The 26,723-nt window shown below is 62.2% G+C and carries 29 protein-coding genes and 2 tRNA genes; 14 read left to right on the top strand and 17 right to left on the bottom strand.

Annotated elements, in window-relative coordinates:
• Positions 1–76: 76 nt before the first annotated feature.
• The 6 genes from E5W70_RS14960 to E5W70_RS14935 all read right to left on the bottom strand — a co-directional run bounded on the left by E5W70_RS14960 (position 77) and on the right by E5W70_RS14935 (position 4,098).
• Positions 77–592 carry a histidine phosphatase family protein gene (locus E5W70_RS14960; protein WP_292659342.1) on the bottom strand — a complete coding sequence of 172 codons (516 nt, stop codon included), beginning with the start codon at positions 590–592 and terminating at the stop codon, positions 77–79.
• 9 nt (positions 593–601) lie between these two features.
• The gene (locus E5W70_RS14955; RefSeq protein ID WP_292659340.1) at positions 602–934 is read right to left on the bottom strand and encodes a hypothetical protein; all 333 of its coding nucleotides are present in this window, start codon (positions 932–934) and stop codon (positions 602–604) included.
• A 49-nt stretch (positions 935–983) separates the two neighbouring features.
• Positions 984–1,691: a phosphoribosylglycinamide formyltransferase gene (gene purN, locus E5W70_RS14950; protein ID WP_292659338.1), complete on the bottom strand. Its 708-nt coding sequence runs from the start codon at positions 1,689–1,691 to the stop codon at positions 984–986.
• Positions 1,688–2,752: a phosphoribosylformylglycinamidine cyclo-ligase gene (gene purM / locus E5W70_RS14945; RefSeq protein WP_023677649.1), complete on the bottom strand. Its 1,065-nt coding sequence runs from the start codon at positions 2,750–2,752 to the stop codon at positions 1,688–1,690. Before purM ends, purN begins: the two co-directional genes overlap by 4 nt.
• 110 nt (positions 2,753–2,862) lie before the next feature.
• A complete protein-coding gene (locus E5W70_RS14940) occupies positions 2,863–3,270 on the bottom strand; it encodes a hypothetical protein (protein WP_292659335.1) in 408 nt (135 codons plus the stop codon).
• 135 nt (positions 3,271–3,405) lie between these two features.
• Positions 3,406–4,098 (bottom strand): hypothetical protein, encoded by a 693-nt coding sequence (locus E5W70_RS14935; protein WP_292659333.1) that lies wholly within the window; start codon positions 4,096–4,098, stop codon positions 3,406–3,408.
• Between the two features lie 141 nt (positions 4,099–4,239).
• Between E5W70_RS14935 and E5W70_RS14930 the strand changes: the two genes are divergently transcribed.
• The 4 genes from E5W70_RS14930 (at position 4,240) to E5W70_RS14915 (ending at position 7,061) form a co-directional block, all read left to right on the top strand.
• On the top strand, positions 4,240–4,797 hold the full coding sequence (locus E5W70_RS14930; protein ID WP_292659365.1) for a CDP-alcohol phosphatidyltransferase family protein: 558 nt from the start codon (positions 4,240–4,242) through the stop codon (positions 4,795–4,797).
• Complete coding sequence (locus tag E5W70_RS14925) at positions 4,769–6,010, top strand: AI-2E family transporter (RefSeq protein WP_292659331.1); 1,242 nt, start codon at positions 4,769–4,771, stop codon at positions 6,008–6,010. The genes E5W70_RS14930 and E5W70_RS14925 overlap by 29 nt, the downstream gene beginning before the upstream one ends.
• A 5-nt stretch (positions 6,011–6,015) precedes the next feature.
• Positions 6,016–6,717 (top strand): DnaA regulatory inactivator HdaA, encoded by a 702-nt coding sequence (hdaA, locus tag E5W70_RS14920; protein WP_292659329.1) that lies wholly within the window; start codon positions 6,016–6,018, stop codon positions 6,715–6,717.
• Between the two features lie 62 nt (positions 6,718–6,779).
• Positions 6,780–7,061 (top strand): hypothetical protein, encoded by a 282-nt coding sequence (locus E5W70_RS14915; protein ID WP_292659327.1) that lies wholly within the window; start codon positions 6,780–6,782, stop codon positions 7,059–7,061.
• A 211-nt stretch (positions 7,062–7,272) separates the two neighbouring features.
• Here E5W70_RS14915 and E5W70_RS14910 read toward each other — a convergent pair whose 3' ends face one another.
• Positions 7,273–8,271, bottom strand: a complete 999-nt coding sequence (locus E5W70_RS14910; protein WP_292659325.1) for a GlxA family transcriptional regulator — start codon at positions 8,269–8,271, stop codon at positions 7,273–7,275.
• A 130-nt stretch (positions 8,272–8,401) separates the two neighbouring features.
• Between E5W70_RS14910 and E5W70_RS14905 the strand changes: the two genes are divergently transcribed.
• A complete protein-coding gene (locus E5W70_RS14905) occupies positions 8,402–9,229 on the top strand; it encodes an alpha/beta hydrolase (RefSeq protein ID WP_292659323.1) in 828 nt (275 codons plus the stop codon).
• Positions 9,230–9,352: 123 nt separating this feature from the next.
• On the opposite strand, the gene E5W70_RS14900 is transcribed toward E5W70_RS14905, so the two are convergent.
• Positions 9,353–9,429, bottom strand: a tRNA-Pro gene (locus E5W70_RS14900).
• A gap of 160 nt (positions 9,430–9,589) precedes the next feature.
• On the opposite strand from E5W70_RS14900, the gene E5W70_RS14895 reads away from it, so the two are divergent.
• The 3 genes from E5W70_RS14895 (at position 9,590) to E5W70_RS14885 (ending at position 11,303) form a co-directional block, all read left to right on the top strand.
• The gene (locus E5W70_RS14895; RefSeq protein WP_292659322.1) at positions 9,590–9,895 is read left to right on the top strand and encodes an ETC complex I subunit; all 306 of its coding nucleotides are present in this window, start codon (positions 9,590–9,592) and stop codon (positions 9,893–9,895) included.
• A 50-nt stretch (positions 9,896–9,945) separates the two neighbouring features.
• Positions 9,946–10,022 (top strand) — tRNA-Arg (locus E5W70_RS14890).
• Positions 10,023–10,082: 60 nt separating this feature from the next.
• On the top strand, positions 10,083–11,303 hold the full coding sequence (locus tag E5W70_RS14885) for an anion transporter (RefSeq protein ID WP_292659320.1): 1,221 nt from the start codon (positions 10,083–10,085) through the stop codon (positions 11,301–11,303).
• 107 nt (positions 11,304–11,410) lie between these two features.
• Here E5W70_RS14885 and E5W70_RS14880 read toward each other — a convergent pair whose 3' ends face one another.
• From E5W70_RS14880 to E5W70_RS14865, 4 genes are all read right to left on the bottom strand, one after another.
• Positions 11,411–11,725, bottom strand: a complete 315-nt coding sequence (locus E5W70_RS14880) for a cupredoxin family copper-binding protein (RefSeq protein WP_292659319.1) — start codon at positions 11,723–11,725, stop codon at positions 11,411–11,413.
• A gap of 11 nt (positions 11,726–11,736) precedes the next feature.
• A complete protein-coding gene (locus tag E5W70_RS14875; protein WP_292659317.1) occupies positions 11,737–12,261 on the bottom strand; it encodes a DUF4142 domain-containing protein in 525 nt (174 codons plus the stop codon).
• Positions 12,262–12,366: 105 nt separating this feature from the next.
• Positions 12,367–13,038, bottom strand: a complete 672-nt coding sequence (locus tag E5W70_RS14870) for an RNA polymerase sigma factor (RefSeq protein WP_292659315.1) — start codon at positions 13,036–13,038, stop codon at positions 12,367–12,369.
• Positions 13,039–13,292: 254 nt separating this feature from the next.
• The gene (locus E5W70_RS14865; protein ID WP_292659313.1) at positions 13,293–14,462 is read right to left on the bottom strand and encodes a cystathionine beta-lyase; all 1,170 of its coding nucleotides are present in this window, start codon (positions 14,460–14,462) and stop codon (positions 13,293–13,295) included.
• Between the two features lie 427 nt (positions 14,463–14,889).
• Between E5W70_RS14865 and E5W70_RS14860 the strand changes: the two genes are divergently transcribed.
• From E5W70_RS14860 to E5W70_RS14845, 4 genes are all read left to right on the top strand, one after another.
• A complete protein-coding gene (locus E5W70_RS14860; RefSeq protein WP_292659311.1) occupies positions 14,890–15,918 on the top strand; it encodes an amino acid ABC transporter substrate-binding protein in 1,029 nt (342 codons plus the stop codon).
• A 63-nt stretch (positions 15,919–15,981) separates the two neighbouring features.
• Positions 15,982–17,169 carry an amino acid ABC transporter permease gene (locus tag E5W70_RS14855; RefSeq protein ID WP_292659309.1) on the top strand — a complete coding sequence of 396 codons (1,188 nt, stop codon included), beginning with the start codon at positions 15,982–15,984 and terminating at the stop codon, positions 17,167–17,169.
• 4 nt (positions 17,170–17,173) lie between these two features.
• Complete coding sequence (locus E5W70_RS14850; RefSeq protein ID WP_292659307.1) at positions 17,174–18,331, top strand: amino acid ABC transporter permease; 1,158 nt, start codon at positions 17,174–17,176, stop codon at positions 18,329–18,331.
• Between the two features lie 15 nt (positions 18,332–18,346).
• On the top strand, positions 18,347–19,150 hold the full coding sequence (locus tag E5W70_RS14845; protein WP_023719746.1) for an amino acid ABC transporter ATP-binding protein: 804 nt from the start codon (positions 18,347–18,349) through the stop codon (positions 19,148–19,150).
• A 125-nt stretch (positions 19,151–19,275) separates the two neighbouring features.
• On the opposite strand, the gene E5W70_RS14840 is transcribed toward E5W70_RS14845, so the two are convergent.
• Both E5W70_RS14840 and E5W70_RS14835 read right to left on the bottom strand, forming a co-directional pair.
• Positions 19,276–19,656 carry a YqaA family protein gene (locus E5W70_RS14840; protein ID WP_292659304.1) on the bottom strand — a complete coding sequence of 127 codons (381 nt, stop codon included), beginning with the start codon at positions 19,654–19,656 and terminating at the stop codon, positions 19,276–19,278.
• Positions 19,657–19,728: 72 nt separating this feature from the next.
• Positions 19,729–21,234, bottom strand: a complete 1,506-nt coding sequence (locus E5W70_RS14835) for a multicopper oxidase family protein (protein WP_292659302.1) — start codon at positions 21,232–21,234, stop codon at positions 19,729–19,731.
• A 490-nt stretch (positions 21,235–21,724) separates the two neighbouring features.
• On the opposite strand from E5W70_RS14835, the gene E5W70_RS14830 reads away from it, so the two are divergent.
• Entirely contained in the window at positions 21,725–23,641 is a 1,917-nt protein-coding gene (locus E5W70_RS14830) for a DUF4396 domain-containing protein (RefSeq protein ID WP_292659301.1), read from the top strand.
• A gap of 73 nt (positions 23,642–23,714) precedes the next feature.
• Here E5W70_RS14830 and E5W70_RS14825 read toward each other — a convergent pair whose 3' ends face one another.
• Genes E5W70_RS14825 through E5W70_RS14815 form a run of 3 tightly spaced genes read right to left on the bottom strand, consistent with a single transcriptional unit; the run spans position 23,715 to position 25,743 of the window.
• Positions 23,715–24,332: a sulfite exporter TauE/SafE family protein gene (locus tag E5W70_RS14825; protein ID WP_292659300.1), complete on the bottom strand. Its 618-nt coding sequence runs from the start codon at positions 24,330–24,332 to the stop codon at positions 23,715–23,717.
• Entirely contained in the window at positions 24,284–25,483 is a 1,200-nt protein-coding gene (locus E5W70_RS14820; protein WP_292659298.1) for a cation diffusion facilitator family transporter, read from the bottom strand. The genes E5W70_RS14825 and E5W70_RS14820 overlap by 49 nt, the downstream gene beginning before the upstream one ends.
• Entirely contained in the window at positions 25,480–25,743 is a 264-nt protein-coding gene (locus tag E5W70_RS14815; protein ID WP_292659296.1) for a metal-sensing transcriptional repressor, read from the bottom strand. Before E5W70_RS14815 ends, E5W70_RS14820 begins: the two co-directional genes overlap by 4 nt.
• A 103-nt stretch (positions 25,744–25,846) precedes the next feature.
• Between E5W70_RS14815 and E5W70_RS14810 the strand changes: the two genes are divergently transcribed.
• Positions 25,847–26,518, top strand: a complete 672-nt coding sequence (locus tag E5W70_RS14810; RefSeq protein WP_292659362.1) for a TIGR02117 family protein — start codon at positions 25,847–25,849, stop codon at positions 26,516–26,518.
• Positions 26,519–26,723 lie beyond the last annotated feature (205 nt).

The raw sequence follows: 26,723 nt of genomic DNA, 5'->3' as shown, positions 1-26,723 counted from the left end.
CCCGCCGCTCTTGTTTGTGCGAAGCTCGGTCGGTCGAAAGGATCGGCGATCCTTCCCCCGGCCTGTTGGTAAATCCCTAGCGAAGATCCTTCGGCCAAATGCAGTGCGTCAGCCGGGCGCTGCCGAAGCTGAGACCGGCCCAATCGCCGTCGATGTCGAAACGGGCCAGGGCCGCGGTCGGGAATTTTTCCGCCAGCTTCTTCAGCGCTGCTTCGTTCGATCCAGCCCCGGCAAGCCCGCGCGCGAACTCCTCCAACCCGGGATTGTGGCCAAGCACCAGCAGCGTTCCGGTCCCCGCCTTTACTTGCCGAACCTTGGCGAGGATGTCCGCCGCCGCTGCCTCGTAGAGCGCCTGGGCAAATTTGGCCTGCACCTTCGCCGGCAATTCCGCCGAGACCAGCCGCCATGTGTCGCGGGTGCGCAGCGCCGGCGATACCAGCGCCAGCTCCGGCAGCCAGCCGCGCCGCGCCAGTTCGCGTCCGACCAGCGGCGCTGCCTTCAGCCCTCGCGCGGACAGCGGCCGGTCGAAGTCGATGAGGCCGGGATCGTCCCAACTCGACTTGGCGTGACGCAGGAGCAGCAGTTGCTTCATGGATTCAATTCAAATCCAAGGGATGTCGGGCTGAAAGTCTTTCCCATATCCGCCGCCATGTCTTGCACCCGTGACGGTATCAAAACTCGCCCAAAGCGCACCAAAGATGAACATGCCTACACGCCGTTCATCTTTATCCCATCTGACCGAAATGTCTGCTTCAGTAATGGCCCAATCGCCCGATCGAACGTGAATTGCCCCGACGACGGGACCTACTCGCCCGTCCTCGATCCGACAGAGATAAAAATATGCCGTGGCACTTTTCGGATCGTCCGCCTCGTCGTACTCGAAGACGCCGGCCAGATCACGCTTTGTCCGGATCGCGCTGTCGAAAACGTCCATTGGTCTATCTCTGCCGACCCGACGATTTATTGGCTTTTTCTACGGACCCTTACGGCGTTATCCGCGCCAGGTGCTCGAGATCGGTCTCTTCGCGCAGCGGGTCGGGCGCGATCACCACCGACGTGGCGTTGTCGGCATCGTCGGCGAAGCGCGAAAACACCGTGCGGCCGCCTTCCATCCGCGCCTTGCCTTCGGCGACCAGCCCCAGCGCCAGCGGATAGAGCTGGTGCTCGGCCTTGAGCACGCGCGCGGCCAGCGCGTCCTCATTGTCGCCGACCATTACCGGCACGGCGGCCTGGGCGATGATCGGCCCGTCATCCATGTCGAGCGTGACGAAATGCACCGTGCAGCCATGGATGCGCATGCCCGCCCGGATGGCTCGCGCGTGCGTATCCAGCCCCTTGAAGGCAGGCAGCAGGGCAGGATGGATATTGACCATGCGGCCCTGCCATTTCTCGACGAAACGCGCGCCGAGGATGCGCATATAGCCGGCCAGCGCGACGATCTCGGCGCCGAAAGAGACAAGGGCCGCGTCGATCGCTCCGTCATGCGCTTCCTTGCTGGCATGGTCGGAGCGCGAAATCACCTTGATGGCGATGCCGCGCGCCCCGGCGATGCCGAGGCCGGCGGCATTGGCGCGATCTGAGATGACGCCGACGATCTCGGCCGGATACGCAGGGTTGCTCGCCGCCGCAATCAGCGCCGTCATGTTGGAGCCGCGCCCCGAAATAAGCACTACGGTGCGTTTTCTGGTCATAGCCCGATCGAGCCCCGATAGATGACGCCGGCATCGCGGCGCGGCACGATCTGGCCGATCGGGGTCACCGTCTCGCCGGCCTCCTGCAGAACTGCAGCGACCTGCGCCGCCTGGCCCGAGGCGACGACCAGGATCATGCCGATGCCGCAATTGAAGGTGCGCATCATCTCTTCCGGCGCGACGCCGCCGGTCTTGGCCAGCCACGAAAACACCGGCGGCACCTCGATGGCGCCGAGATCGAGCTCGGCCGAAAAATCCTTGGGCAGAACACGCGGGATGTTTTCGGGAAAGCCGCCGCCGGTGATATGGGCCAGCGCCTTGATGCCATGCGTGTTGCGGATCGCCTTGAGGATCGATTTGACGTAGATGCGGGTCGGCTCGAGCAGCGCCTCGGCCAGCGTCGCCTCGTCATTGAACGGCGCCGGATCGCCCCAGCCAAGGCCGCTTACCGCGACGATGCGGCGGACCAGCGAAAAGCCGTTCGAATGCAGGCCCGAGGAGGCGAGGCCGAGCAGCACATCGCCCTCGACGATGTCGTCGGTCGGCAGCAGCTGGCCGCGTTCGGCGGCACCGACGGCAAAGCCGGCCAGGTCGTAATCCTTGTCGTGATACATGCCGGGCATTTCCGCCGTCTCGCCGCCGATCAGCGCGCAGCCGGCCTGCCGGCAGCCCTCGGCGATGCCGCCGACGATCGAAGCACCCTGGTCGGGATCGAGCTTGCCGGTGGCGAAATAGTCGAGGAAGAACAGCGGCTCGGCGCCTTGGACGACGATGTCGTTGACGCACATGGCGACGAGGTCGATGCCGATCGTATCGTGCTTGCCGGCGTCGATGGCGATCTTCAGCTTGGTACCGACGCCGTCATTGGCGGCGACCAGCACCGGATCGGTGAAGCCGGCGGCCTTGAGGTCGAACAGGCCGCCGAAGCCGCCGATCTCGCCATCGGCGCCCGGCCGGCGGGTGGCGCGCACCAGCGGCTTGATCTTCTCGACCATGAGATTGCCGGCATCGATGTCGACGCCCGCTTCGGCATAGGTGAGCCCGTTCTTGCGCTTGCTCATTTCCGGCGCCTGCTCATCTGTTGCGCTTGCCTGTCGCTGGTTTCATTCGCTTGCGGGCTCTTCGCATGAACGGTTTTGCCCCGCAAGGCAAGCGCGCGATGATGGTGTTTTCAGTTGGATACCGGCGGAACCGGGCGCGATATACTCCAACAGTAAAAAGAAATCCCCGCCAGAATTGCGGCGAGGCCACCGACGGTGGCAAGAGACCTGATTTCGCCGTCGAAGGGCAGAATTCCATACGAGAAGCCGGCGGCGACCAAAGCCGCCGCTGCAGCCCACAGACCTGGATTTGCAACGACCGACCTCGCGAACAGGAATGCCATGACCGCAGCCGTCAGCCAAAGGGGCCAAGAGACGACCACGCCCACGGCCAGCTCAAGAGCGAAGGCCCACAGAAGATCTTGCGTCGCTATGTAGCGGTGCGGGGTTCCGAAAGATGCGAAAGCCAGCAGACTCTCTGTCAGTCCGGCCAGATAGCAAAGCGTGACTCGCCAAGCGATTGTGATTCTCTGCGCCATCGTCGTTCGGCAGTTGGGAATAAGCTATTGCTTTCCCGGGCTCTTCGCATGAACGGCCGCACCTCGCAAGAATGACGGCGGGATCAGACGGTCTTGGCTCGACAAAAGAGTGGACAGTCGCCCAAGCTGCCGCCCTTACCGACGCCCCTCTCGTTCCGCCAGAACCATGTCGACGCGGTCGAGTTGTGCCTTGGCGTAGCCGCTCAGCGCTATTCCGCTATTGTTCGTTCGAATCCAGTGCACAGCCTGCTTCACCCGCTCGTAGTGCCCAAGTTCGATTTCGCAGGCAATCAGCGCGAGGATCCGAACTGCGAAGGGCTGTGTGAATTCGTAAGGCTTGTCGAGCAACTCGCTATGTCCGGCGACGTAACTGGCGAGGTCCGGGTTCTGAGCCCTGATCCGTCGCGCCAGCTCGACATATTTCCCCAGCAACCTATCTATGCTCGTCTGGTCAAGGTGCTCGAAGTAACGAGCATAAGCTTTCAGCTCATTGTTAAATATCGTTTCAGGATGAAACTGCGACAGTCCGGGCCAGATCCATTTTTTGCCGTACAGCCTTTCAAGCAACGGCCTGACGGTAAGAAAATCCAGGTAAACGAGCATGTTCACATGAACATCGCCATAGCTCGCAGTAAAGGCCTCTTCGAGAATCAGGCTGATATCGTCGCTCCGGTCGACTTCGAAGACGCCTTTCCGGATGCGGCGAAAGCCATGTCCCGTCATGAACGTATCGAGATACTTACGCGCTTCGCCAACGGCCAAAGACAAGATTCCACTCCCTCTTTGTTGCGCCATGGTGCCTTGATGGTTGCCGAAGAGTCCAGCCACTACGCCGCTTGTTCCAAAACAGCTTCGCTACCAGTGCGCTCTCGACAAACCCGTGCACGGCCCAACTTTTGTCGCTTCTCACTTGCCGTGACCCTCCATCTCCATCATGTATCGACAAACAAGAGCGACGGGATAATGCGTTTGACCATCCCCAACATGATCACGATCATGCGCTTCGTGCTGGTGCCGGCCGTGGTGCTGGCCATGCTGCAGGAACGCTGGGACTGGGCCTTTGCCGGCTTCCTCATTGCCGGCATTTCCGACGGCGTCGACGGCTTCATCGCCCGCCATTTCAATCAGTTTTCCAGGCTCGGCGCCTATCTCGATCCGATGGCCGACAAGCTGCTTCTGGTCTCGGTTTTCGTAGTCCTGGGCTTCAGCGGCGAACTGCCGCTCTGGCTGGTCGTTACCATGGTGTCGCGCGACGCACTGATCATCTGCGCCGTGCTTTTGTCCACCGTCATGGCGCATCCCGTCGAGATGAAGCCGCTCCTGGTGTCGAAGGCCAACACCGCGATCCAGATCGTGCTGGCGGCCGTGGTGTTGGGCGAACTCGCCTTCGACATCCGTCTCGATCCGCTGAGACCGGCCCTCATATTGCTGTCCGGGGTCTTGACCGTGGCTTCGGCCGCGGCCTATCTCGTGGCTTGGCTGAGGCATATGAGCGGCTATGGCGAAGGCTCCACACCCGGCACCTGAACGCGGGGCACCTGAACACCGGGCACCTGAACACCGGGCACCTGACGAACGGTCCATCGACGCCGAGGCCGAAGCCGCGGCAGCGGAGGCTGCGGCATCGGCGTCGTTTCGCCGCCAGATCCGCTTCTGGCTGGTCAGCGCCATCATCCTCGCCGTCTTCCTCTATGTCTTCAGCGGCATCCTTCTACCCTTCGTCGCCGGCATGGTGCTCGCCTATTTCCTCGATCCCGTCGCCGACCGGCTGGAGCGTCTCGGCCTGTCCAGGCTGATGGCGACGGTGGTCATCCTCATCGCCTTCATCGTCGTCCTGGTGCTGGCCGTCGTCATCCTGGTTCCGGTGCTCGCCTCGCAGATGGCTGATTTCGCCAGTAAGCTGCCGGACTATCTGACTCGGCTGCAAGGCCTGATCACCAGCTTCGACCCGAAATGGCTGGAAGAGAAATTTGGCGTCGACGCCAACGGCCTGCGCGAAGGCTTGAACTCGCTGCTGACCTCCGGCTTCGGCCTCCTGACCACTGTCTTCACCTCGATCTGGAGCTCCGGCGTGGCGCTGGTCTCGGTCGTCAGCCTGTTCGTGGTGACGCCGGTCGTCGCCTTCTACATGCTGCTCGACTGGGACCGCATGGTGGCAATCGTCGACAGCTGGGTGCCGCGCGACTATGTCAAGACCGTCAGGACGATCGCCAGGGACATCAACACGGCGACCGCCGGCTTCGTGCGCGGCCAGGGCACGCTGTGCCTGGTGCTCGGAGCCATGTATGCCACCGGCCTGACGCTGACCGGACTGAATTTCGGCATCCTCATCGGCCTGTTCGCCGGGCTGATCTCGTTCATCCCGTATGTCGGCTCGCTGACCGGCCTGGTGCTCGCCGTCGGCGTCGCCTTCGTCCAGTTCTGGCCGGACTGGACCATGGTCGCGGCGGTTGCCGGCGTGTTCTTCGTCGGCCAGTTCATCGAGGGCAACATCCTGCAGCCCAGGCTGGTCGGCAAGAGCGTCGGCCTGCATCCGGTGTGGCTGATGTTTGCGCTGTTTGCCTTCGGCGCGCTGTTCGGCTTCGTCGGCCTGCTGATCGCCGTGCCGGCTTCCGCCGCCGTTGCCGTTCTGGTGCGTTTCGCCATCGCGCGCTACCTCGAATCGCCCCTCTACAAGGGCCATTCCGACGAGCCGGTGCCGCCGCTGCAGGTGCGGCGCCGCGGGGGCGCGCGCGGTTGAGCCAGATGCCGGACAAGATCGATCCGCCGCGTCAATTGCCGCTCGATCTAGGTCACGGTACCGGCTATTCGCGCGACGAGCTCGTCGTCTCCAGCACGAATAGCCAGGCGGCTGCGCTTGTCGACCGCTGGCCGGACTGGCCGTCGCCGGTCGTTGTGCTGGCCGGGCCGGCCGGCTCGGGGAAAACCCATCTGGCCTCGATCTGGCGGACCCGCGCCGGCGCCGTGAAAGTGGAGGCGGGCCGCATCGGCGACTGCATCGAAACCCTCGGCCCGCGCCCGGCCCTGATCGACGACGTCGATGCCGGCCCGGTCGACGAGCATGGCCTGTTCCACCTGATCAACGCGGTGCGCGGCGCCGGCTCGAGCTTGCTGTTGACGGCGCGGCGCTTCCCGTCCGCCTGGGGCGTCAGGCTGCCCGACCTGGCGTCGCGGCTCAAGGCCGCCGCGACCATTGAAATCCACGAACCCGACGATCTTCTGCTGGCTGGGGTTATCACAAAGCTGTTCGCCGACCGCCAGGTGGAGGTCGAGCCGCATGTCGTGCAATATCTGGTGCGCCGCATCGAGCGCTCGCTGGCCACTGCCATGCGCGTGGTCGAACGGCTCGACCGTACCGCGCTCGAGCGCAAGACGCCGATCACGCGGGCGCTCGCCGCCGAGACCGTCAGCGCCATGGACGAAGGGCAGGGCGAGTTCGAGATATAGCGGGATGATCTCGTTTGGCGGGTGTGCAAATCAAGTCGATCTTTTTGACAGTAGGTATTGGAATGAGCCCGATCGTCAGACGAATCGCACTGATATGGCTTGTCTCATCGCTGTTCTGGTCGGCGATCGTGGTCCAAGAGATGTTCGATTACGCGGACTTGATGCTCAGGACTTACGGCGAGGAGCCTGCTCATAGCACTTGGCTCAGGCAAGCCTTTTCGGAGTTTTGGCCAGCTATTCCCTGGGGCTCGGCCGTGATCCTGGTCGTGGAAGTCGGAGGCGCATTGCTGCTGATTTCAGGAATTCGACTGATCCGGCACATCAGGCAAAAAGCCTCGGCGTGAACATCAGGGAGCTCACTCCCGTCTGTGTCCCATTTCGAGAAGAAAGACTGGCATCCGTCTTGCAACAAAGAGCTTGCCGGCTAATCCCGGTCCTGATTGCGTATCAAATCAGGTAGTAGGCTCGCCGGGAGATGGGTGGTTGGGGTTCTCTTCCCGGCGAGCTTGCCGTTTGGCAGCATGATCGATAGCGCCGTTGCGCGGCGGCCAGGTCTCAACTTTCACCTCCTGCAATCGCGGCTCGTTCCACGCCAAAGCGCTTGCGATAGTCGCCGGGCACCAAGCCGGTTATCCTGGCAAACACTTTGCGGAAGGAGCCGGGATCGTCATAGCCGACCTCCCAGGCGATCTGGTCGATCGACCGTATCGTGGTTTCCAGCATCTCGCGCGCCTTGCCGACTCGCAGGTGCTGGCAATATTCCGTCGGCCGCAGGCCAGTGGCATTGCGGAACCTGCGCAGGAAAGTCCGCTCCTCCAGCCCGGCATGCTCGGCCATGGCGCCGAGCGTCACGTCGCGCGCGCCGTTCGCCTGAAGCCAATGCTGCACCTTGAGGATCGCTTCGTCGTCATGGGTCAGCCGCGGCGCAAACGGGCTGTAAAAACGTTGCTCGCGGCCCGGCGGGTCGACCAGCATGAAACGCGCCGTGTCCATCATGACGGCCGACCCGAGCACCCTGTCCACCAGCTTCAGGCCGAGGTCGGTCCAGGCCATGTAGCCGCCCGCGGTGATAATGTCGCCATCGTCGATGACCAGCCTGTCGGCGTCGAGCAGGATGTCTGGAAAGCGTAACGCCAGCGCGTCGCGATAGGCCCAGTGCGTCGTCGCCGCGCGACCGGACAACAGGCCGGTCTCGGCAAGCACGAAAGCGCCGGCACAGACCGAACCGAGCGTCGCCCCTGCCGCATGACGGTCCCTGAGCCAGCCGGCATAGGGCGCGGCTGCTTCCCGAGCGATCGGATCTCCCAAGGTCGGTGGGAGGATAACCATGGCTGGTTCATTGTCGGCGCCGGGGTCGCTGTCGAAGGTGCGGATTACGGTATGGCCCGCGTCCAATCGCCAATGGCTGACGCGAAGCCTCGCCGCCTCCGGCGACCGCTCTACAGCCAGCCGGTTTGCCAGCATGAAAAGATCGGTCAGGCCGAGCACGGCTGCTTCCTGCACGCCGGGATACAAGACAAGGCCGATTTCGATCAGATCACGCGCAGCCGTCATTTGTCAGTTTTGCCACGTTGAATGTCCGTTTTGCCAATGCTCACCCTGACCGCACTGTTATAATTTGTCTAGCTGAAGGGGGCTAAAAGCTTCCCTGTTACCTCCCAACTTTCCATCAAGGAGTAGGACGATGAGCACATTCACCACCCATGACGGCACCGAGATTTTCTATAAGGATTGGGGCAAGGGCCAGCCGATCGTGTTCCATCACGGCTGGCCGCTGAGCTCAGACGACTGGGACAACCAGATGCTGTTCTTCCTCGAAAAGGGGTATCGCGTCATCGCACACGACCGCCGCGGCCACGGCCGCTCGTCGCAGACCGCGACCGGCAACGAGATGGACACCTACGCCGCCGACGTCGCGGCGCTGGCCGCGCATCTCGATCTCAGGTATGCGATCCACATCGGCCATTCGACCGGTGGCGGCGAGGTGGCGCGTTACGTCGCGCTTTATGGCGGCGGCGGCCGTGTTGCCAAGGCGGTGCTGATCGGCGCCGTGCCGCCGATCATGGTCAAGACCGACAGCAACCCCGGCGGCTTGCCGATCGAAGTCTTCGACGGCTTTCGCGCGGCTCTGGCCGCTAACCGCGCCCAGTTCTACAGGGATGTGCCGGCCGGCCCGTTCTATGGCTTCAACCGCGACGGCGCCAAGGTCTCGCAAGGCGCCGTCGACAATTGGTGGCGCCAGGGCATGATGGGCGGAGCCAAGGCCCATTACGACTGCATCAAGGCATTCTCGGAGACCGATTTCACAGACGACCTCAAAAAGATCGAGGTTCCCGTCCTGATCATGCATGGCGACGACGACCAGATCGTACCGATCGCCGATTCCGCGCTGCTTGCGGCCAAGCTGGTGAAGCACGGCACGCTCAAGGTCTACAAGGGCCTGCCGCACGGCATGTGCACCACCCACCCGGAGATCATCAATCCGGATCTGCTGGCCTTCATCCAGGGCTGACGGCTTACATATCGGACGGGCAGCGCGGGCTCGTGCTGTCCGTCCGTCACTTAAGCATGACCGGCGACGGAGACACGCTCGAGCGTGATCCGCTTGCCCTGCCGACGAGATTTGCTTGATGAATGGTCGGAGTGGAGAGATTCGAACTCCCGACCCTCTGGTCCCAAACCAGATGCGCTACCAGGCTGCGCTACACTCCGAACGGTCTGTTGCCTAGTGATTTCGGCCCGCCAAAGCAAGCGTAAAAAGCCATCGGCCTTGCTGCCGGCGGCATTGCGCAGTAATGACGGGCTAGTGCATGGCCCGGGAACAGTAACCTGGTGTCGGGGTCGTGTGCTTGCAACCAGCAATGAGGTGGTCATGTCAGCCCGCATTTTCAGCCCAACCAAAACCGCGATGCAGTCCGGCAAGGCCAAGACCGGCTATTGGGTGCTGGAATTCGATCCTGAGCAGCGCAAGAAGATCGATCCGCTGATGGGCTACACCACGTCCGGCGACATGCGAAGCCAGATCAGGCTGACCTTCGACACAAGAGAAGAGGCGGTCGCCTATGCCGAGAAGGAAGGACTGGCTTTCCGCGTCGAGGAGCCGAAGGAAATCAAGCGCCGCCAGATTTCCTATGCGGAGAATTTCCGCTATGACCGCAGGACGCCCTGGACGCATTGATCCCATACCGGCCCTGCCGGCACAATCCGCCGGTCATGCGGCCGGCCAGCGGTCCCGTAGCTCAGCTGGATAGAGCACCGGCCTTCTAAGCCGATGGTCACAGGTTCGAATCCTGTCGGGATCGCCAATATTTCAGGGTCCATTCCGGACAGGTTCACTCGCCAGTCGCGAACAGGATTTCCGAAACATGACAGCGATGGGCGCGGCGGCATTGCTGATCCTGGTCCTGACCTATGCCGGCGTCGCCGTCGGCAGGATACCCGGGCTGCGCCTCGACCGGGCTGGCATCGCGCTGCTCGGCGGTGCGGCGATGATCGCCATCGGCGCGCTCGACATGGAAGACGCCTACCGCGCCATCAGCTTCGACACCATCACGCTTCTGCTCGGCATGATGATCGTCGTGGCGCATCTGAAAGTGTCGGGCGCCTTTCGCGCGCTCGGCGGGTTCGCCATCGAGCATGCGCATGCGCCGTTCATGCTGCTGGTGATGGTGACGCTGTTGACCGGCGTCCTGTCGGCATTCCTGGTCAACGACGCCATCTGCCTGGTCATGGCGCCGATCGTCGTCCATGTCACCCGCGTCATCAACCGCAACCCGGTTCCCTACCTGATCGCCACCGCCACGGCCTCGAATTGCGGCAGCGTCGCCACCATCACCGGCAATCCGCAAAACATGGTCATCGGCGCCCTGTCGGGGATTTCCTATCCGGCCTTCTCGGCGGCGCTTGCGCCGGTCGCGGCGTTCGGCCTCGTCGCCGTCATCGTCATCATCCGCATCGTCTACCGCGCCGAATTCTCGCGCAAGGCCGAGCTCAGCCCCGAAGTCTATCGCGGCCGCATGCTGCCGGGACAGGTGCTCAAGGCGGTGGTCGTCTGTATCGGTTTGGCGATCGCCTTCTTTGCCGGCGTCCCCGTAGCCAAGGCGGCGCTGATCGGCGGCGCGATTCTGTTGCTGACCCGTGCCATCAAGCCTGAGCGGATCTATCGCGAGATCGATGGGCCGCTGCTGTTCATGTTCGCCGGGCTTTTCATCGTCGTCGCCGGGGCGGAGAAGACGCTGCTTACGCCCGACATCGTCGCTTCGGCAAAAGACCTCGGGCTGAATGATGTCTGGCGACTGTCCGGCTTCACCGCAGTGCTGTCCAACATCATGAGCAATGTTCCGGCCGTGCTGGCGCTGAAGCCGTTCGTGCCCGGACTGGAAAACCCCGAGCGGGCCTGGCTGGTCGTCGCCATGAGCTCGACGCTGGCCGGCAATTTCACGCTGCTCGGCTCGGTCGCCAATCTGATCGTTGCCGAGCACGCGCGGGTCTCCGGCAAACCGCTGGGCTTCATCGCCTTCTTCAAGGTCGGCCTGCCGTTGACGCTGGTCACGCTTCTTGTAGGGACGGCATGGCTGGCGGCCTAAAAGCGCGTCGCATTCGACCGGCCGCATGCGAGGCGCTTTAGGTTCTTTTTTATGCATGTCGTTATCGCAAAACCGCTGCACACTTTTGCGCGACATGCATTAGCCAGTCAGGGCGATGTCACCGTGAGATGGCCTTTCATGTTGGGATGGAAGCGGCAGAAATAATCGACCGACACCGCCTTCTTCACCGTCAGGCTCGCCGCCTTCTTCGGCGGGATCATCACTTCCCAGCCGCCGTCGACGGTTGCCGTGTGGGCGAACACGTCCTTGTTCACCCACTTGATCGTGTCGCCGACCTTCGCCTCGATCTTTGCCGGCGAAAACACAAGCTTGTCGATCGTCACCTCGATGGTTTCGGCCTTGGCCGGTGCGGCGCCCATGGTCAGCGCCAGCGCAACCCACAGATGCCGCCTCGACACCATTGGCCCAATCCTCACTTCAGCATGCCGGCGACGTGTTCGGCGTGCTGTTCGTGGCCCTGGAATATTTTCAGGCCGGTTTCCAGCAGGCTCTTCAGCTCGGCATTGCTGGCCGACGGGATCAGCAGCGTTTCGAGCGCGCCGTTGACCTGCTTGTGGTAGGCCACTTCGCTGGCGACATAGGCCTTGTCGAACGCCGCACCCTTGAACTTGGCAAGCTTCGCACGTTCCTCGGCCGCCGCCTTGGTCAGCGCCTTGCTGGTCGGATTGTCCTCAGGCGTGACCTTGAGCTTTTTGACCAGGTCGAGAGCCTGTTTGTTGACCGCCTCGTGATCTCGCACCATGTCCTTGGCGAAATCCACGACCTCTTTGTTCTTCGATTTCTTCAGCGCCTGCTTGGCCGCCTCGACGTCAAGCACGCCCGCCGTGTAGGCGATATGTGCGATCTGCGGATCGGTCGGTTTGTCGGCAGCTTGCGACAAAGGTGCTGCGCTAAGCAGGAAAACTGCGGCCAGTGCCGCGGTCGATCGAATAAACATGATGCTCTCCTTCGCCCCGACGCGGAATTTGCATCGGGCTTCGTTTTCAGTGACGCTCATTGGATGCAGGTCGGCGGCAAACGTTCCCCCGAAAATCGGCGCGACCTATCCGGAAAGACCAAGCCGCTGCATCACGGCATTGGTCAGCCGTTCGCAGCGCCGGCCCGCGAACGGAAAGGCGTCGAGCAGCACTGGGCCGATCTGGTCGTCCAGCGCCTTGCGCACCAGCGCACGGGCGCGGTGAAGCCGGGTCTTGATGGTTTCTGGTCGCACGCCAAGCAGTTCGGCGGTCTCCTCTATGCTCAGTCCCTCGATGACTCGCGCCACGAACACCATCCGGTAGATATCGGGAAGACTGTCGGTTGCCCGTTCGACAAGCTCAAGGATCTGCCGTTGCGCCATCGTCCGCTCCGGATCGTCGCTCGGGTTGAGGGGAAACCGGATGATTTCGGCTTGCGGGTTTTCAGGCATCGCTACCATTCGCCGCCTTTTGCGCAAGCGGCCGAGCGCTTCGTTGATGACGATACGCGACAGCCACGTGGCGAGCGAGGCATCGCCGCGAAAGGCCTCGAGATGGGCAAAGGCGCTGACATAGGCCTCCTGGACGATGTCCTCGGCCTCGCTGTCGTTACGCACGACGCCGCGGGCGATGCGGTAGAGCCTTTGGTTGTGCGTCTTGATAATGGTACGGAATGCATCGCCATCACGTGCCAGCGCGCGGCCGACAAGCTGCATGTCGCCGGAAGCGGCGGGCGTTGCCGTCAACGCAGCAGGCATGGCCGATCTCCTGATAGGCTTCTCATCGCGACATTGGATGCATCGCCCGGCAAAAGGTTCCCGACGAATCCGCCGGCCAGCCTCGATCCGTATCAAGCGCCGGCAGAGGCTATTCTACTGCTTCCACCACAGCGGCGTCTCTATTTTGTAGACGCCCGGTTCATCGGCTGGTCGGTCGCCATGACATCGCTCAGGATCGCAATTTTTCCAGGCTGTTACGCCGATTTCCTGGCTCAGCCTGGAAAGGTGCTGGCTCAGGCCTCTGCGGCAGCCGCCAGCCCGCGCGCCAAGTCGGCCTTCAAATCCTCGACATCCTCGAGCCCGATCTGCAGTCGCACCAGCGGCCCGTCATACGGGCCCTTGGCGACGGTACGGTCGCCCAGGAATACCGGCACGGCAAGGCTCTCATAGCCGCCCCACGAATAGCCGAGGCCGAAAAACTTCAACGCGTCGAGGAAGGCGTGCTGCTGCTTCTGTCCGCCGCCTGCAAGAACGATAGAGAAGATGCCGCTCGATCCGCAAAAATCGCGCTTCCACAAAGCGTGGTCGGGATGGCTGGGCAGCCCCGGATGCAGCACCTGCGCTACGCCCGGCTGACCCTCCAGCCAGCCGGCGAGAGCAAGCGCGCTCTTTTGATGGCGCTCCAGCCGCACGCCCATTGTGCGCAGGCCGCGCAGCACCTGGTAGACGTCATCCGGCCCGGCGCAGCAGCCCATCGTGTTGAACGTCTCGCAAAGCTGATTCCAGCAGGCTGCGTTGGCCGAGACCGTGCCGAGCAGCACGTCGGAATGGCCGGCCGGGTATTTGGTCGCCGCATGGATCGAGATGTCGACGCCATGATCGAGGGGGCGGAAGTAGAGCGGCGTCGCCCAGGTGTTGTCCATCATGACGATGGCGCCGGCGGCATGTGCTGCCGTGGCGATGGCCGGTATGTCCTGCACCTCGAAAGTGTTGGAAGCCGGCGATTCGGTGAACACCACCCTGGTGTTGGGCTTGATCAGCGCCGCGATGCCGGCCCCGATGCGCGGTTCGTAATACTCGACCTCGATGCCCAGCCGCTTCAGCATCGTGTCGGCGAAGTTGCGGGTCGGATGATAGACGGAATCGACGATCAACAGATGATCGCCGGCCGACAGGAAGGCGAGCAGCGGCAGCGTCACCGCCGCCAGGCCGGACGGCACCGCGACCGTGCCTGCCGAACCTTCCAGCGCATCGATCGCGCTGTTCAGCGCATCGGTGGTCGGCGTGCCGCGCGTTCCATAGGTGTATTTCTGGCTGCGTGAAGCCATCGCCGCCGCATTGGGATAAAGCACGGTCGAGGCATGCACCACCGGCGGATTGACGAAGCCGAAATAGTCATGCGGGTTGTTGCCGGAATGGGCGAGCCGCGTGTTGATGCCCATCTCGCTGCCGTCTTTTGCCATTGCTTTTCGTCCCATGGGTAGGTCGTTAGCCATAGTGCGGCGGCATTGGCCGCGCAACCGCACCGCACTCGCCAGGCCAAGGTCTTGAATATGCCAATTCAGCAGTGCGCCGTAGATCCTCTGGGCGGCTGCCAGGTGCGCTTGGCAAGTCACGGTCGGACTTTGCCGGCTTTATTGGCGCGCTGACCAATTTGCGAGCGCGTTTGTCTGCAATTTCAGGCATTTCGGGCGGTTGGTTTTCAAAGTCTTTCGGATTTGGTCATTTCCCTTGACCTCACAGGAATAATCGCCTTCGATGTTGTTCGTGAATGGGAGGCAGCGCGTCGGTTACGATGCGGGATTCCGGTAATGGGCCGGGATACATAGCTGCGTTCACACGGGAAAAAGTCAGGTTCGCCTGGAAAAAACAGAAAAGGGTCTGTGGGTCATGAAACACATTGCAATCGGCGTTTTGGGCGCCGCCGCGTTTGGGTTCGCGGCTTCGGCGGCTTCGGCGGCCACGCTCGACGATGTCAAGGCGAAGGGCTTCATCCAATGCGGCGTCTCGACCGGTCTGGCCGGCTTCTCGGCGCCGGACGACAAGGGTGAGTGGCAAGGCATCGACGCGGACTTCTGTCGCGCTGTGGCGGCCGCCGTGTTCGGCGATGGCACCAAAGTGAAGTTTACGCCGCTCAGCGCCAAGGAGCGGTTTACCGCTCTGCAGTCGGGTGAGATCGACATCCTGTCGCGCAACACCACCTGGACCATCAATCGCGACACCGCACTCGGCCTGAACTTCGTCGGCACGACTTATTATGACGGCCAGGGCTTCATGATCAACGCCAAGAAGCTTCCGGGCGTGAACTCGGCGCTGCAGCTTTCGGGCGCGGCGGTCTGCGTGCAGAGCGGCACCACGACCGAGCTCAACCTTGCCGACTATTTCAAGTCGAACAAGATGGAGTACAACCCGGTCGTCTTCGAAAAGCTGGAAGAGGTCAACGCCGCCTATGACGCCGGCCGCTGCGACGTCTACACCACCGACCAGTCGGGCCTCTATGGCATCCGCCTGACGCTCGGTGCGCCGGCCGACCACGTCGTGTTGCCCGAGATCATCTCCAAGGAACCGCTTGGGCCGGCCGTGCGCCAAGGCGACGACCAGTGGTACCACATCGTCAAGTGGACCTATTTCGCATTGCTCGACGCCGAGGAACTCGGCATCACCAAGGCCAATGTCGACGAGATGAAGAACTCGGACAGTCCCGAGATCAAGCGCGTGCTCGGCCAGGAAGCCGACACCAAGATCGGCACCGATCTCGGCGTCTCTAACGACTGGGTCGTCAATATCGTCAAGGCCGTCGGCAATTACGGCGAGATGTTCGAGCGCAATGTCGGCTCGGGCAGCCCGCTGAAGATCGCGCGCGGCATCAACGCGCTGTGGACCAAGGGTGGTCTGCAATACGCTCCGCCGATCCGCTGATCGAAAATAGATCCGGAAGGCAGATCGTCTGCCTTCCGGTCTCTCTTTCCAGGGGACTGTCGAATGGCATCGCAGGAAGTTCTTCGCGAGGAGCCAAGCCGCGGTTCCTTCATCAATGATCCTCGCGTCCGCGGTATATTCTTTCAAGCGCTGGTCCTCGTCCTGCTGGTGGCGGGAGTCTGGTGGGTTACCCACAACGTCATCGTCAATCTGGCGCGCTTGCACATCGCCTCCGGCTTCGGCTTTCTCAAGGGCCGCGCCGGTTTCGACATCAGCGAAAGCGCCATCGCTTATTCGTCGGATTCGACTTATTTCCGAGCCATCCTGGTTGGCTTCATCAACACCGTGATCGTGGCCGTCGTCGGCATCATCACCGCCACCATCATCGGTTTCATCGTCGGCATCGGCCGACTGTCGCGTAACTGGCTGATCAGGAAGATCTGCACTGTCTATGTCGAGATCTTTCGCAACATCCCGCCGCTGCTGGTCATCTTCTTCTGGTATTCCGGCGTGCTTGCGGTGCTGCCGCCGCCGCGCGAGAGCATCAATTTGCCGTTCGGCTCCTTTCTGAACCAGCGCGGCTTCTATTTTCCGCGCGCTATCTGGGGTGAGGGCTCCTGGCTGATCCTGGTCGCTCTGCTCCTCGGCATCGCTATGGCCTGGTTCGTCGCCCGCAAGGCGCGACAGCGGCAGATGGCGACGGGTCAGCCATTCCCGGTGCTCTGGACATCCATAGCCTTGATCGTCGGCCTGCCGTTGCTGGCTTACGCGCTGAGCGGCTTTCCGCTGAGCTTTGAATTTCCAAAGCAGTCGACCTTCAACCTCGTCGGTGGCTTTCAGGTCAGGCCGGAGTTCCTGTCGCTCTATCTGGCGCTGTCCTGCTATACGGCCGCCTTCATCGCCGAGATCGTGCGCGCCGGCATCAGGGGCGTCAGCACGGGCCAGACTGAGGCGGCCGCGGCACTCGGGCTGCGCTCGGGATCGATCCTCAGGCTTGTCGTCGTGCCGCAGGCGATGCGCATCGTTATTCCGCCGCTGACCAGCCAGTATCTGAACTTGACCAAGAACTCTTCGCTCGCCATCGCCATCGGCTACCCCGACCTGACGGCGACCGCTGGCACTGTCTTGAACCAGACCGGGCAGGCGGTCGAAGGCGTGGTGATCATGATGGCTGTCTATCTCGCGCTCAGCCTGATCACGTCGGCGATCATGAACGTCGTCAATGCCAGGATGGCGCTGGTGGAGAGGTAGGGCCATGCAGGAACACGACATGTCCTGGGTGCGGACGGAGATGACGCTGGCGCAGCCGGCGCCGTCGAGCGAGCGTGGCCTCACCGCCTGGATCCGCAAGAACCTGATTGCCACCACGGGCGACGCCATCCTCACCATCGTCGGCATCGCGCTGGTCGCTATGATCCTGCCGCAAATCGTCAATTGGGCCTTCATCAACGCCCAGTGGATCGGACCGGACCGCTCGGTCTGCGCCACCGTGGCGCAAGGCGGCATCCAGCCGGATGGCTGGACCGGTGCTTGCTGGGCATTCGTCAACGCCAAGTTCGGCCAGTTCATGTTCGGCACCTATCCTGTCGAGGAGCGTTGGCGGCCGATCGTGGTGGCCATCCTGTTCGTGGCACTGCTGGTGCCTTTGCTCATCCCGCGCGTACCGCGCAAAGGGCTGAACGCCATTCTTCTCTTCCTGGCGCTGCCGGTCGTCGCCTTCGTTCTGCTGGTCGGCGGCATGTTCGGCCTGCCGCATGTCGAGACGTCGCGTTGGGGTGGGCTGCTGGTGACGCTCAGCCTGTCCTTCGTCGGCATTGCCGTGTCGCTGCCGATCGGCATCGTGCTGGCGCTCGGCCGGCGCTCGAACATGCCGATCGTCAAGCTGCTGTGCGTGATCTTCATCGAGACGGTACGCGGCATCCCGCTGATTACGGTGCTGTTCTTTGCCAGCGTGATGCTGCCGCTGTTCCTGCCGGCCGGCGTCAGCTTCGACAAGTTCCTGCGCGCGCTGATCGGCGTGTCGCTGTTTGCCGCCGCCTACATGGCCGAAGTGGTGCGCGGCGGCCTGCAGGCGATCCCCAAAGGCCAGTATGAGGGCGCCGATTCGCTCGGCCTCAGCTACTGGCAGAAGATGGGTCTGGTCGTCATGCCGCAGGCGCTGAAGCTGGTCATTCCCGGCATCGTCAACACCTTCATCGGCATGTTCAAGGACACCAGCCTGGTCATCGTCATCTCGATGTTCGACCTGCTCGGCATCGTCAAACAGAACTTCTCCGACGCCAACTGGGCGACGCCGCAGACGGCCAGATCCGGCCTGGTGTTCGCGGCCTTCATCTTCTGGCTGTTCTGCTTCGGCATGTCGCGCTATTCAATGTACACGGAACGCCGTCTCGACACCGGCCACAAACGCTAAAAAGGGGACCTTGTCATGGTCATAGAAAACGCCGTCAGCGCGGAAGAGATCAAGGTCAATGCCGCCAAGATGCACATTTCCACCACCGATGTCGCCATCGACATCATTGCCATGCACAAATGGTACGGCGAATTCCATGTGCTGAAGGACATCAATCTAAAGGTGATGCGCGGCGAGCGCATCGTCATCTGCGGCCCGTCTGGCTCCGGCAAATCGACGATGATCCGCTGCATCAACCGGCTGGAGGAACACCAGAAGGGCAAGATCATAGTCGACGGCAAGGAACTGACCAACGATCTGAAGAAGATCGACGAGGTGCGCCGCGAGGTCGGCATGGTGTTCCAGCACTTCAACCTGTTCCCGCATCTGACCATTCTGGAAAATTGCACACTGGCGCCGATCTGGGTGCGTAAGATGCCGCGGAAGCAGGCCGAGGAAATCGCCATGCATTTCCTCACGCGCGTCAAGATCCCGGAACAGGCCAACAAATATCCCGGTCAGCTTTCCGGCGGCCAGCAACAGCGCGTGGCGATCGCCCGCTCGCTGTGCATGAACCCGCGCATCATGCTGTTCGACGAGCCGACCTCGGCGCTCGACCCGGAAATGATCAAGGAAGTGCTGGAGACGATGGTCGGGCTGGCCGAGGAGGGCATGACCATGCTCTGCGTCACCCACGAGATGGGCTTTGCGCGCAAAGTCGCCAACCGGGTGATCTTCATGGACCAAGGCCAGATCGTCGAGCAGAACACGCCGGCCGAGTTCTTCGACCACCCGCGCCATGAGCGCACGAAACTGTTCCTGTCGCAGATCCTGCACTGATCTGTACGCCGCTTCGGGATAAGACCGGCGGATCAGCCTCTCTGTCTTGCTCGGGCCTTAGGCGTATTCGACGAGCGGTGATGCTCAGGAGGATCTGCCCTTTGGTCGATGGCGAGCATCGGCAATTATCTTAGCACCCACAATCCTCCTGCGACGATCACCGCATATCGTGCAGCCTTGCCCAATGCGACAAGCATCACGAATATGCCGAGATGCATGCGGGCTGCGCCTGCCGCGACGGTGAAGGCGTCCCCGACGACCGGCAGCCAGGCGAATAGGAGCAGCCACGCGCCAAAGCGGCGAAAGCTCCGGCTCGCCCGCTGGTATCGTTCACGGGTGATGGGAAACCATCGCCTAGATTGAAGCGTATCGATGCCACGCCCCAGCATCCAGTTCACCACCGAGCCGAGCGTGTTGCCGATTGTGGCGACCGCAAGCAGTAGCACCGGATCGCCACGGCCGCCGGCGATCAAGCCGGCGAGCACAACTTCCGACGAGACCGGCAAGATGGTTGCGGCGAGGAATGCGCTGGTGAACAGGCGCCATAGATTGCCAGTGCAGCCACGTCGAGTGACCGGCTATGCCTGCACGTCGATGACGCCCATCATGCCAAGCTGCTCGTGCTCCAGGATGTGGCAATGATACATCCTCCGCCCGGGGCGATCCTGGCGCAGCAAAAGCCGCACCGTTTCGCCGCGCGCCACGTTGACCGTGTCCTTCCAGGCGAGATAGGCCGGTTTCGAGACCTGCCCACCACGTTCGTGCTCGACCACCTGGAACTGCGTCCCGTGAACATGGAACGGATGGTCCATGTCGGCCTTGTTGACGATTTCCCAGAGCTCGACCTGTCCTGTTTTCGACACCACGTCGATGCGGCCCATGTCGAACGCCGCGCCGTTGATCAGGAAGCCCATCTGCATATCCGTCGCGCTCATCGTCATCGTTTCGGTGAACACGAAACGCCGGCTGACGGCAGGGGTGCCAAGTTGCGCAATTGGTCGAAGCTTTTCCGGCAGCGGAGGAAACGCCTCTGCAGGCGTGTCCGAAACATTGACCGTAAGCAATGTCAGGCCTGCATCGGCGGGGCGGCCTGCGCCCATCCAGCCGCGATCGTAGTCGAGCGTGTTCAGGGTGACGGTTCCGCGCTTCTCAAACGAGACGATCAGTTCAAGGCGTTCCGCCGGGCTGAGCAGGACATCGTTGGCTGCCACCGGCGCGTCCAGCAGACCGCCATCGGTGCCGATGATCGTCATGGGTGCGCCGTCGAAGGAGAGCCGCAAAAAGCGCGCGTTGGTCGCGTTGTAGAACCGAAATCGCCGCTTTGTTCCAAACGGGACCGATAGCGCGGGATTTTTCTGTCCGTTGACCAGCACGTGATCGCCGACGCGCCCGTTCATCAAATCGACCATGGTGTTGTCCGGCATGGTGCCGTCGGCGGCAAGGCGAAGGTCTGTGAACACCAGCACAGTGTCGCCATACTCGGCCGGGATCGGGTCCGCCTTCGGCTTGACCACGAACGCGCCGGCAAGTCCGCGATAGACCTGCTCGGCCGTCTTGCCGTGCGGATGCGGATGATACCAGTACGATCCCGCGCTTCCTTCGGGCAGTTCGAAGTTGTAGGTGCGCTCCGTGCCCGTCGCAACGGGGTCCATCGGATTGCCATCCTGGTCAGCCGGAACCGGCATGCCATGCCAATGGATGGTGCTCGTCTCTTCAGGAATTTGGTTCGTGAATACAATCTCGACACGGTCGCCTTCAGTCACCTCGATCAATGGCCCCGGGCTCATGCCATTGTACCCAAGGATTGGCGTGTCGAGCCCTTCTGCAAAGCGAACTATAGCGGGTTCAGCCATGAGGTTTGCTCTGAACAGGCGGGGCGCATTGGCTTCATTGGCTAGCAGCGGCAACTCGCGCAACGCCTGGCCCTCAGGCAGCATGGCTGCGCTTTTTGGCGCCGCGCCCATGTCGTGGCCCGCGTGCCCCATATCCATGCCGGGCATCTCGTCCATCTTCATCTGGGCGATGGCGCGCGGACTCGTGATAACCGTGGCAAGACCTGCGGCCAGAAAACTGCGTCGATCCATGTGTTGTCTCCGAGATTAAGGTCGAGCGCGTCGGCACGCGGTGTAACTCAGGTGGCACGCTCCGTAGCCAGATTGACACTAGCCTCGGTCACGTCATGCCACCGTCTTCAGCACCTTTTCAAGCGGGCGACACAGGAGGCGGAGGTCATGCCCTCGATCCCAATCTGAATCGCGGGAGCGGAAACAGGCTCGGCTGGGATTCAAGGAGTGACGGCAGTCATGGGCTTGCAACTCCAACCGGGCAGTTGCCACACGACATAAAGGTTCCCATCACGGGAAGGTCAAGAGGCAAATTTTCGATGTGCTGCCTCGGTACGGCGGCGATGATTTGAGCTGGCTCAAAAGCCCTTGACCTTCCTGTGATGGGAAGCCTCATAACGACCCCACTTGCCGGCGCGGATCATAAGCTCGCCGGCCGCGTTTGTTGCCATTAGGAGTTGTATAACAAGCCGCGTGGGCGCGTGCGGCGGCAGGTCAAGGGTTCATCCTGATGCTCATCCAACCGATCGATTATTTCCTCGTCGTCTGGTTCGCGCTGGCGCTGGCTTCGACGCTTTATGTCGGCTTCGACCAATATCGCAACAATCCCGAGCCGGTGGTAATGAAATGGGGCTTCATCCTGGTCACCCTCTATATGGGTCCGCTCGGCTTGCTGCTCTACGTGCTCGCCGACAAGGAGCCTCGGCCGGGCGAGCATGAGGTGTTCACCGGGCCGCTGTGGAAGCAGGGCGTCGGCTCCACCATCCACTGCGTCGCTGGCGATGCCACCGGCATCATTCTTGCCGCCGCCACCACGGCGGCGCTCGGCCTGCCGATGTGGATCGACCTGATTGTCGAATATCTCGCCGGCTTTGCCTTCGGCCTGTTCATCTTCCAGTCGCTTTTCATGAAATCGATGATGGGCGGCACCTATTGGGAGAACGTGCGCAAGAGCTTCCTGCCCGAATTCATCTCGATGAACTTCATGATGGCCGGCATGGCGCCGGTCATGAGTTTTCTGATGATGGGCCGCGACATGCGCGCGATGGAACCGACGGAGCTTTTGTTCTGGGGCGTGATGTCGATTGGCGTCATCGCCGGTTTTGCGCTTGCCTATCCGGCCAATGTCTGGCTGGTCGCCCGGGGGCTGAAGCATGGGCTGATGACGCAGCGCGCGCAGGCAGCCGGCATCGATGCTCGGGAGCAGCCTGCCACGAGGCAACATGCGCAAATGCAAATGCAGCAGGCCGACGCCAGTGCACATCGCGGGCAGCGCCACGATATGGCTTCCCACAAAGGCAAAGGCGGCGGCCATCACATGGAGACAGATGCCACGACGCCGCAGGTCGCTGCCCTAGGTGCCGTCTCCCTGCTGGCGCTCGCCATCGGCATGATCGCGCCGGCGAACTGGCTGAACCTGACGCTGTCGGCACGCGACGTCGGCGGGGTGATCATGCCGCAAGGCATGATCATGGATCGCGACACGCCGGCCGATACGATGCGCGATATGGCTGCCACTGATCCGCGCCTCGTGGCCGCCTCTTATGGTCTGACGGCAAAGGGTGACCAGGACCTGCCGTTTCGGATGGAGAACGGCATCAAGGTGTTCGAGCTCAGGCCTTCGGTGGTCCGCTGGCAGATCCTGCCGGATGTTGCGGTCGACGCCTATGCCTATAATGGCCAGATTCCCGGCCCGCGAATTCACATTCGCCAGGGCGATCGGGTCAGGATCAACGTCACCAATGGCCTGCCTGAGGAAACGACGGTGCATTGGCATGGCTTGATCCTGCCGAACCAGATGGATGGGCCGGCCGAGATCACGCAGGCGCCGATCGAGCCCGGGCAATCCTATTCATACGAATTCACCGCAACCCAGCACGGAACCTATTTCTACCACCCCCATGCCAAGCCGGACCGGACCCAGGCGCTCGGCCTCTACGGTGCGCTGATCATCGATCCCGCCAATCCCGCCGATGAGGTCGCGGCCGACCATGATTACGTCATCGAGCTTCAGGAATGGCTGGTGCGGGAAGGGCTGACCTACCCGTCGATGCCGATGGACGGCGGCATGCCGAATTTCTTCACCATCAACGGCAAGGCCTATCCCTCGACCGAGACGATCCCGATGAAGGTCGGCGAGACGCTCAAGGTGCGGTTCATCGGCACCAACAACGGCTTCATCCATCCGATGCATGTCCATGGCGGACCGTTCGAGGTCGTTGCCCGCGACGGCGAGACGATCCCTGCCTCGGGTCGTTTCCTTGCCGATACGGTCAACGTCGGGCCGGGTCAGCGCTATGACGTGATCTGGAAGGCGCAGCGCCCGGGCAAATGGCTGATCCATTGCCACATCCCGCATCACACCACGAACAACAATGTCGAGGAGAAGGGCGGCGGCGGGCTGATGGTCGTCATCGATGTGACATGACCGGCGTCGCCTAGGCTCGTTCCAACGGCTGCACCGGTCCGGACGATATGCAGTGGCTGGGGCCAATTTTCTCTCAAGCCGAGGTTATCTGCCAGAGAGCGACGCCGGCAAGGGCGAGACCGGCGGCGCCCTCGATGGTCCGGGAGATGGTTTCGAACAGCCGTGGCTGGCGCGCGAAAAACTGTACAAGCCGTTCTCGAAACACGATCGACAACACGGCGACGCAGGACAGCGTCACCGCCACGCCGACCATCATGGTGATGGCAAACAGGACGCCCGCTGCCGGAACACCCCTGGAGATCGCGAAAGTCATCGCGAAAAGCGTCAGCGGGCATGGGATCAGGCCTGCCATGACGCCGACAGCCTCGCCCTCGTGCCTGTGGTGATGGCTGTGGCTCAAAGCGCGCCAGAGCATCCAGACGCCAATGAGGCCGAGCAGCCCGCGACTGATATGCTCCAGAAGCGGAGCGCGGCCGACGCTGCCCAATGCTATGGAGACAAGTGGCAGCGAGAAGGCCGCAATCAGAACGGCAATCGTCACATGGGTGAACGATAGCGTGATAGACACGAGCAGGCCGCGCGAAACCTTCGCATCCGAACCGGCAAGATAAGTCGCCAGGACGGCCTTGCTATGACCCGGCGTCAGCGCATGGGCAGCCCCGAACACGACGCCCATCGGCAGGAAGGCCATGAATGCCAGCCAATTGCCTCCGGCCGCAAGCAGCTTGATCTGTTCAGAGCGTCAGATAGATCGTGCGCTGAAATTCGACGAGCGTCTGGAACATCGGACGAGACTAGCAGAAAGTGCATGTGGCCGTGGTCATGCGTGTGCTCGTGAGGGCGCGGATGGTCGTTCTCTCCATGTTCGGTTGAAAACCGCACATTCGCCTCGGCCAGGGCTGGCATATGCTGGGACAGTTCGTCCTTCAGCGCTGCCGCGATCTTGTTCGCTTCCGACAGCGGCAGGGTTTCGTCCGCGGCAATTGCGATGTCGGCATGCAATCTATGACCGATCCAGCGCGCCTTGGCATCGACAATGCGTGCGCCCGGAACATGCTCGGCGGCATGTCGGATTTCATCCATCACACCGGGTTCGATTCCATCCAGCATGCGGGTCAGCACCGAGCGGGCCGATTGCCAGACGATACCGAAGATCGCAATCGTGATCAGCAGGCCGACGATCGGGTCGGCCAAGGAAAAGCCGAGCCAGACGCCGATGGCTCCGATGACCACGGCAAGGCTGGTAAGTCCGTCGGTGCGGGCGTGGTAGCCGTCGGCAATGAGCGCCGCGCTGTTGATTTCGCGGCCGACGCGGATACGGAACACGGCAACCGCCTCGTTGCCGAGGAAGCCGACAATGCCCGCCGCCGTCAGCCAGCCGAGATGGGTCACAACTTGTGGATTGATCAGTCTGTCGATGGCCTGGTAGGCGGCGACAACAGCGCTGAACAGGATGATGAGCACGATGATGATGCCGGCCAGATCCTCGACCCGGCCCAAGCCATAGGTGAAGATCCGCGACGGCTTGCGCCGCGCCAGCACGAACGCAATCCATAGCGGGATCGCCGTGGTCGCGTCGCCGATGTTGTGGATCGTGTCGGCCAGCAGCGCCACACTTCCCGACAACGCAACCACGACCATCTGCAGTGCCGCGGTGATGGCCAGGATCACGAACGACCATTTGATTGCCCAGATGCCCCGGTCGGTGGTGGCAATTGTCGCATCGATGACGCCGTGGGTGTGGCCGTGCGGACCGTGATCGCCATGGCTGTGGCCATGTGAGGGGCGATCGTGCAAGCCGAAACCAAACCAGTCCAGAATGCGGGCCACGACATTGTTCATAGATATTTCGCCAGCTGCTTGAGTTCCGCCAGCGAGTTGCCGCCGGTTTCCACGCTGTCCGTCAGGCAATGCTCGATGTGATCGTTGATCAGCTCGCGCTTGGCGCTGCTGATGGCCCGTTCGACGGCGTGAAGCTGCTGCGCCAGATCAACGCAAGGACGATGCGCCTCGATCATGGCCAGCACCGCCGCGAGATGGCCTTGCGCGCGCTTCAGGCGCTTTGTGATGGAAGGATGCGAGGCGTGGAGATGATCTGACATGCCTCAGCATATCCTCCCGGGGAGGATGCGCGTCAAGCGCTTTGTCAGTGGCACACTTCCGGAGAGGCTTCACCTTGAGCATTGCTTGTTCTATGCCTTCCGCATGAAGAAGCTTGCCCGTTTTCTTGGCCTGCTGGCCGTTGCAATAGCGCTGGCGGTAGCGCTGGGCACGCTGCTGCCGCGCCCGCTCTGGCCGGCGGCCGTTGCCGATCCGATCGGCGCAAGCCACCGCATCCTGGTGCTGCAAAATCCGATCCACACCGACATCGCCATCCCGGTCGACGACGATGTGCGCCGGCGCTTCCATTTCCTGGTCGATGCCGGCATTCCAGCCGACATGGTGGAGGTCCGCTACATCGTCTTCGGCTGGGGCGGCCGCGCCTTCTATCTGGAGACGCCGAGTTGGTCGGAGCTGAAGGCGGTGCCGGTGATGAAGGCGCTGACCGTCGATGCCTCGGTGATGCATGTCGACATTTCCGGCGAAATCGCCGAGCCGCATCCCGACGTCGCCGGCTTCGACATCGGCGAGGAGCGGTTTACGGCGCTGCTCGATTACATTGCGGCAAGCTTCCAGCAGGGGCCGAACGGGGCCATTCCGATCGAGAATGCGGCCTATTCCCGTTTCGATCGTTTTTTCGAAGCTAATGGTCATTTCAATGCGCTGATCGGCTGCAACACCTGGACGGCGGCGGCACTGCGCACGGCCGGCCTGCGCACCGGATGGTGGAACCCGCTACCGGCCTCGCTCGGCCTGTCGATGCGGCTTTACAATTGAAGGTTCCTCGCGGCACCTTTGACGCCGGAGGGACAGCACCCCCCTCTGGCCTGCCGGCCATCTCCCCCGCAAGGGGGGAGATCAGCAGCTTCGACGCTCCGCTCACTCCTGCAACGTTGGAGATTGGCGAAGGCTGCAGTGACGGCCAATCTCCCCACTTGCGGGGGAGATGTCCGGCAGGACAGAGGGGGGTGTGAAGGATCGC

The sequence above is a fragment of the Mesorhizobium sp. genome (genome assembly GCF_005063415.1).
Lineage (GTDB): Bacteria > Pseudomonadota > Alphaproteobacteria > Rhizobiales > Rhizobiaceae > Mesorhizobium.
The sequence above is the reverse complement of the archived record's forward strand: the minus strand, read 5'-3'. Positions and strand labels throughout refer to the sequence as shown.

Coding starts and splice junctions, on each gene's coding strand:
- E5W70_RS14960 (WP_292659342.1), bottom strand. CDS start 592: ATGAAGCAACTGCTGCTCCTGCGTCACGCCAAGTCGAGTTGGGACGAT.
- E5W70_RS14955 (WP_292659340.1), bottom strand. CDS start 934: ATGGACGTTTTCGACAGCGCGATCCGGACAAAGCGTGATCTGGCCGGC.
- purN (WP_292659338.1), bottom strand. CDS start 1,691: ATGACCAGAAAACGCACCGTAGTGCTTATTTCGGGGCGCGGCTCCAAC.
- purM (WP_023677649.1), bottom strand. CDS start 2,752: ATGAGCAAGCGCAAGAACGGGCTCACCTATGCCGAAGCGGGCGTCGAC.
- E5W70_RS14940 (WP_292659335.1), bottom strand. CDS start 3,270: ATGGCGCAGAGAATCACAATCGCTTGGCGAGTCACGCTTTGCTATCTG.
- E5W70_RS14925 (WP_292659331.1), top strand. CDS start 4,769: ATGGCGAAGGCTCCACACCCGGCACCTGAACGCGGGGCACCTGAACAC.
- hdaA (WP_292659329.1), top strand. CDS start 6,016: ATGCCGGACAAGATCGATCCGCCGCGTCAATTGCCGCTCGATCTAGGT.
- E5W70_RS14915 (WP_292659327.1), top strand. CDS start 6,780: ATGAGCCCGATCGTCAGACGAATCGCACTGATATGGCTTGTCTCATCG.
- E5W70_RS14910 (WP_292659325.1), bottom strand. CDS start 8,271: ATGACGGCTGCGCGTGATCTGATCGAAATCGGCCTTGTCTTGTATCCC.
- E5W70_RS14905 (WP_292659323.1), top strand. CDS start 8,402: ATGAGCACATTCACCACCCATGACGGCACCGAGATTTTCTATAAGGAT.
- E5W70_RS14895 (WP_292659322.1), top strand. CDS start 9,590: ATGTCAGCCCGCATTTTCAGCCCAACCAAAACCGCGATGCAGTCCGGC.
- E5W70_RS14885 (WP_292659320.1), top strand. CDS start 10,083: ATGACAGCGATGGGCGCGGCGGCATTGCTGATCCTGGTCCTGACCTAT.
- E5W70_RS14880 (WP_292659319.1), bottom strand. CDS start 11,725: ATGGTGTCGAGGCGGCATCTGTGGGTTGCGCTGGCGCTGACCATGGGC.
- E5W70_RS14875 (WP_292659317.1), bottom strand. CDS start 12,261: ATGTTTATTCGATCGACCGCGGCACTGGCCGCAGTTTTCCTGCTTAGC.
- E5W70_RS14870 (WP_292659315.1), bottom strand. CDS start 13,038: ATGCCTGCTGCGTTGACGGCAACGCCCGCCGCTTCCGGCGACATGCAG.
- E5W70_RS14865 (WP_292659313.1), bottom strand. CDS start 14,462: ATGGCAAAAGACGGCAGCGAGATGGGCATCAACACGCGGCTCGCCCAT.
- E5W70_RS14860 (WP_292659311.1), top strand. CDS start 14,890: ATGAAACACATTGCAATCGGCGTTTTGGGCGCCGCCGCGTTTGGGTTC.
- E5W70_RS14855 (WP_292659309.1), top strand. CDS start 15,982: ATGGCATCGCAGGAAGTTCTTCGCGAGGAGCCAAGCCGCGGTTCCTTC.
- E5W70_RS14850 (WP_292659307.1), top strand. CDS start 17,174: ATGCAGGAACACGACATGTCCTGGGTGCGGACGGAGATGACGCTGGCG.
- E5W70_RS14845 (WP_023719746.1), top strand. CDS start 18,347: ATGGTCATAGAAAACGCCGTCAGCGCGGAAGAGATCAAGGTCAATGCC.
- E5W70_RS14835 (WP_292659302.1), bottom strand. CDS start 21,234: ATGGATCGACGCAGTTTTCTGGCCGCAGGTCTTGCCACGGTTATCACG.
- E5W70_RS14830 (WP_292659301.1), top strand. CDS start 21,725: ATGCTCATCCAACCGATCGATTATTTCCTCGTCGTCTGGTTCGCGCTG.
- E5W70_RS14825 (WP_292659300.1), bottom strand. CDS start 24,332: ATGGCCTTCCTGCCGATGGGCGTCGTGTTCGGGGCTGCCCATGCGCTG.
- E5W70_RS14820 (WP_292659298.1), bottom strand. CDS start 25,483: ATGAACAATGTCGTGGCCCGCATTCTGGACTGGTTTGGTTTCGGCTTG.
- E5W70_RS14815 (WP_292659296.1), bottom strand. CDS start 25,743: ATGTCAGATCATCTCCACGCCTCGCATCCTTCCATCACAAAGCGCCTG.
- E5W70_RS14810 (WP_292659362.1), top strand. CDS start 25,847: ATGAAGAAGCTTGCCCGTTTTCTTGGCCTGCTGGCCGTTGCAATAGCG.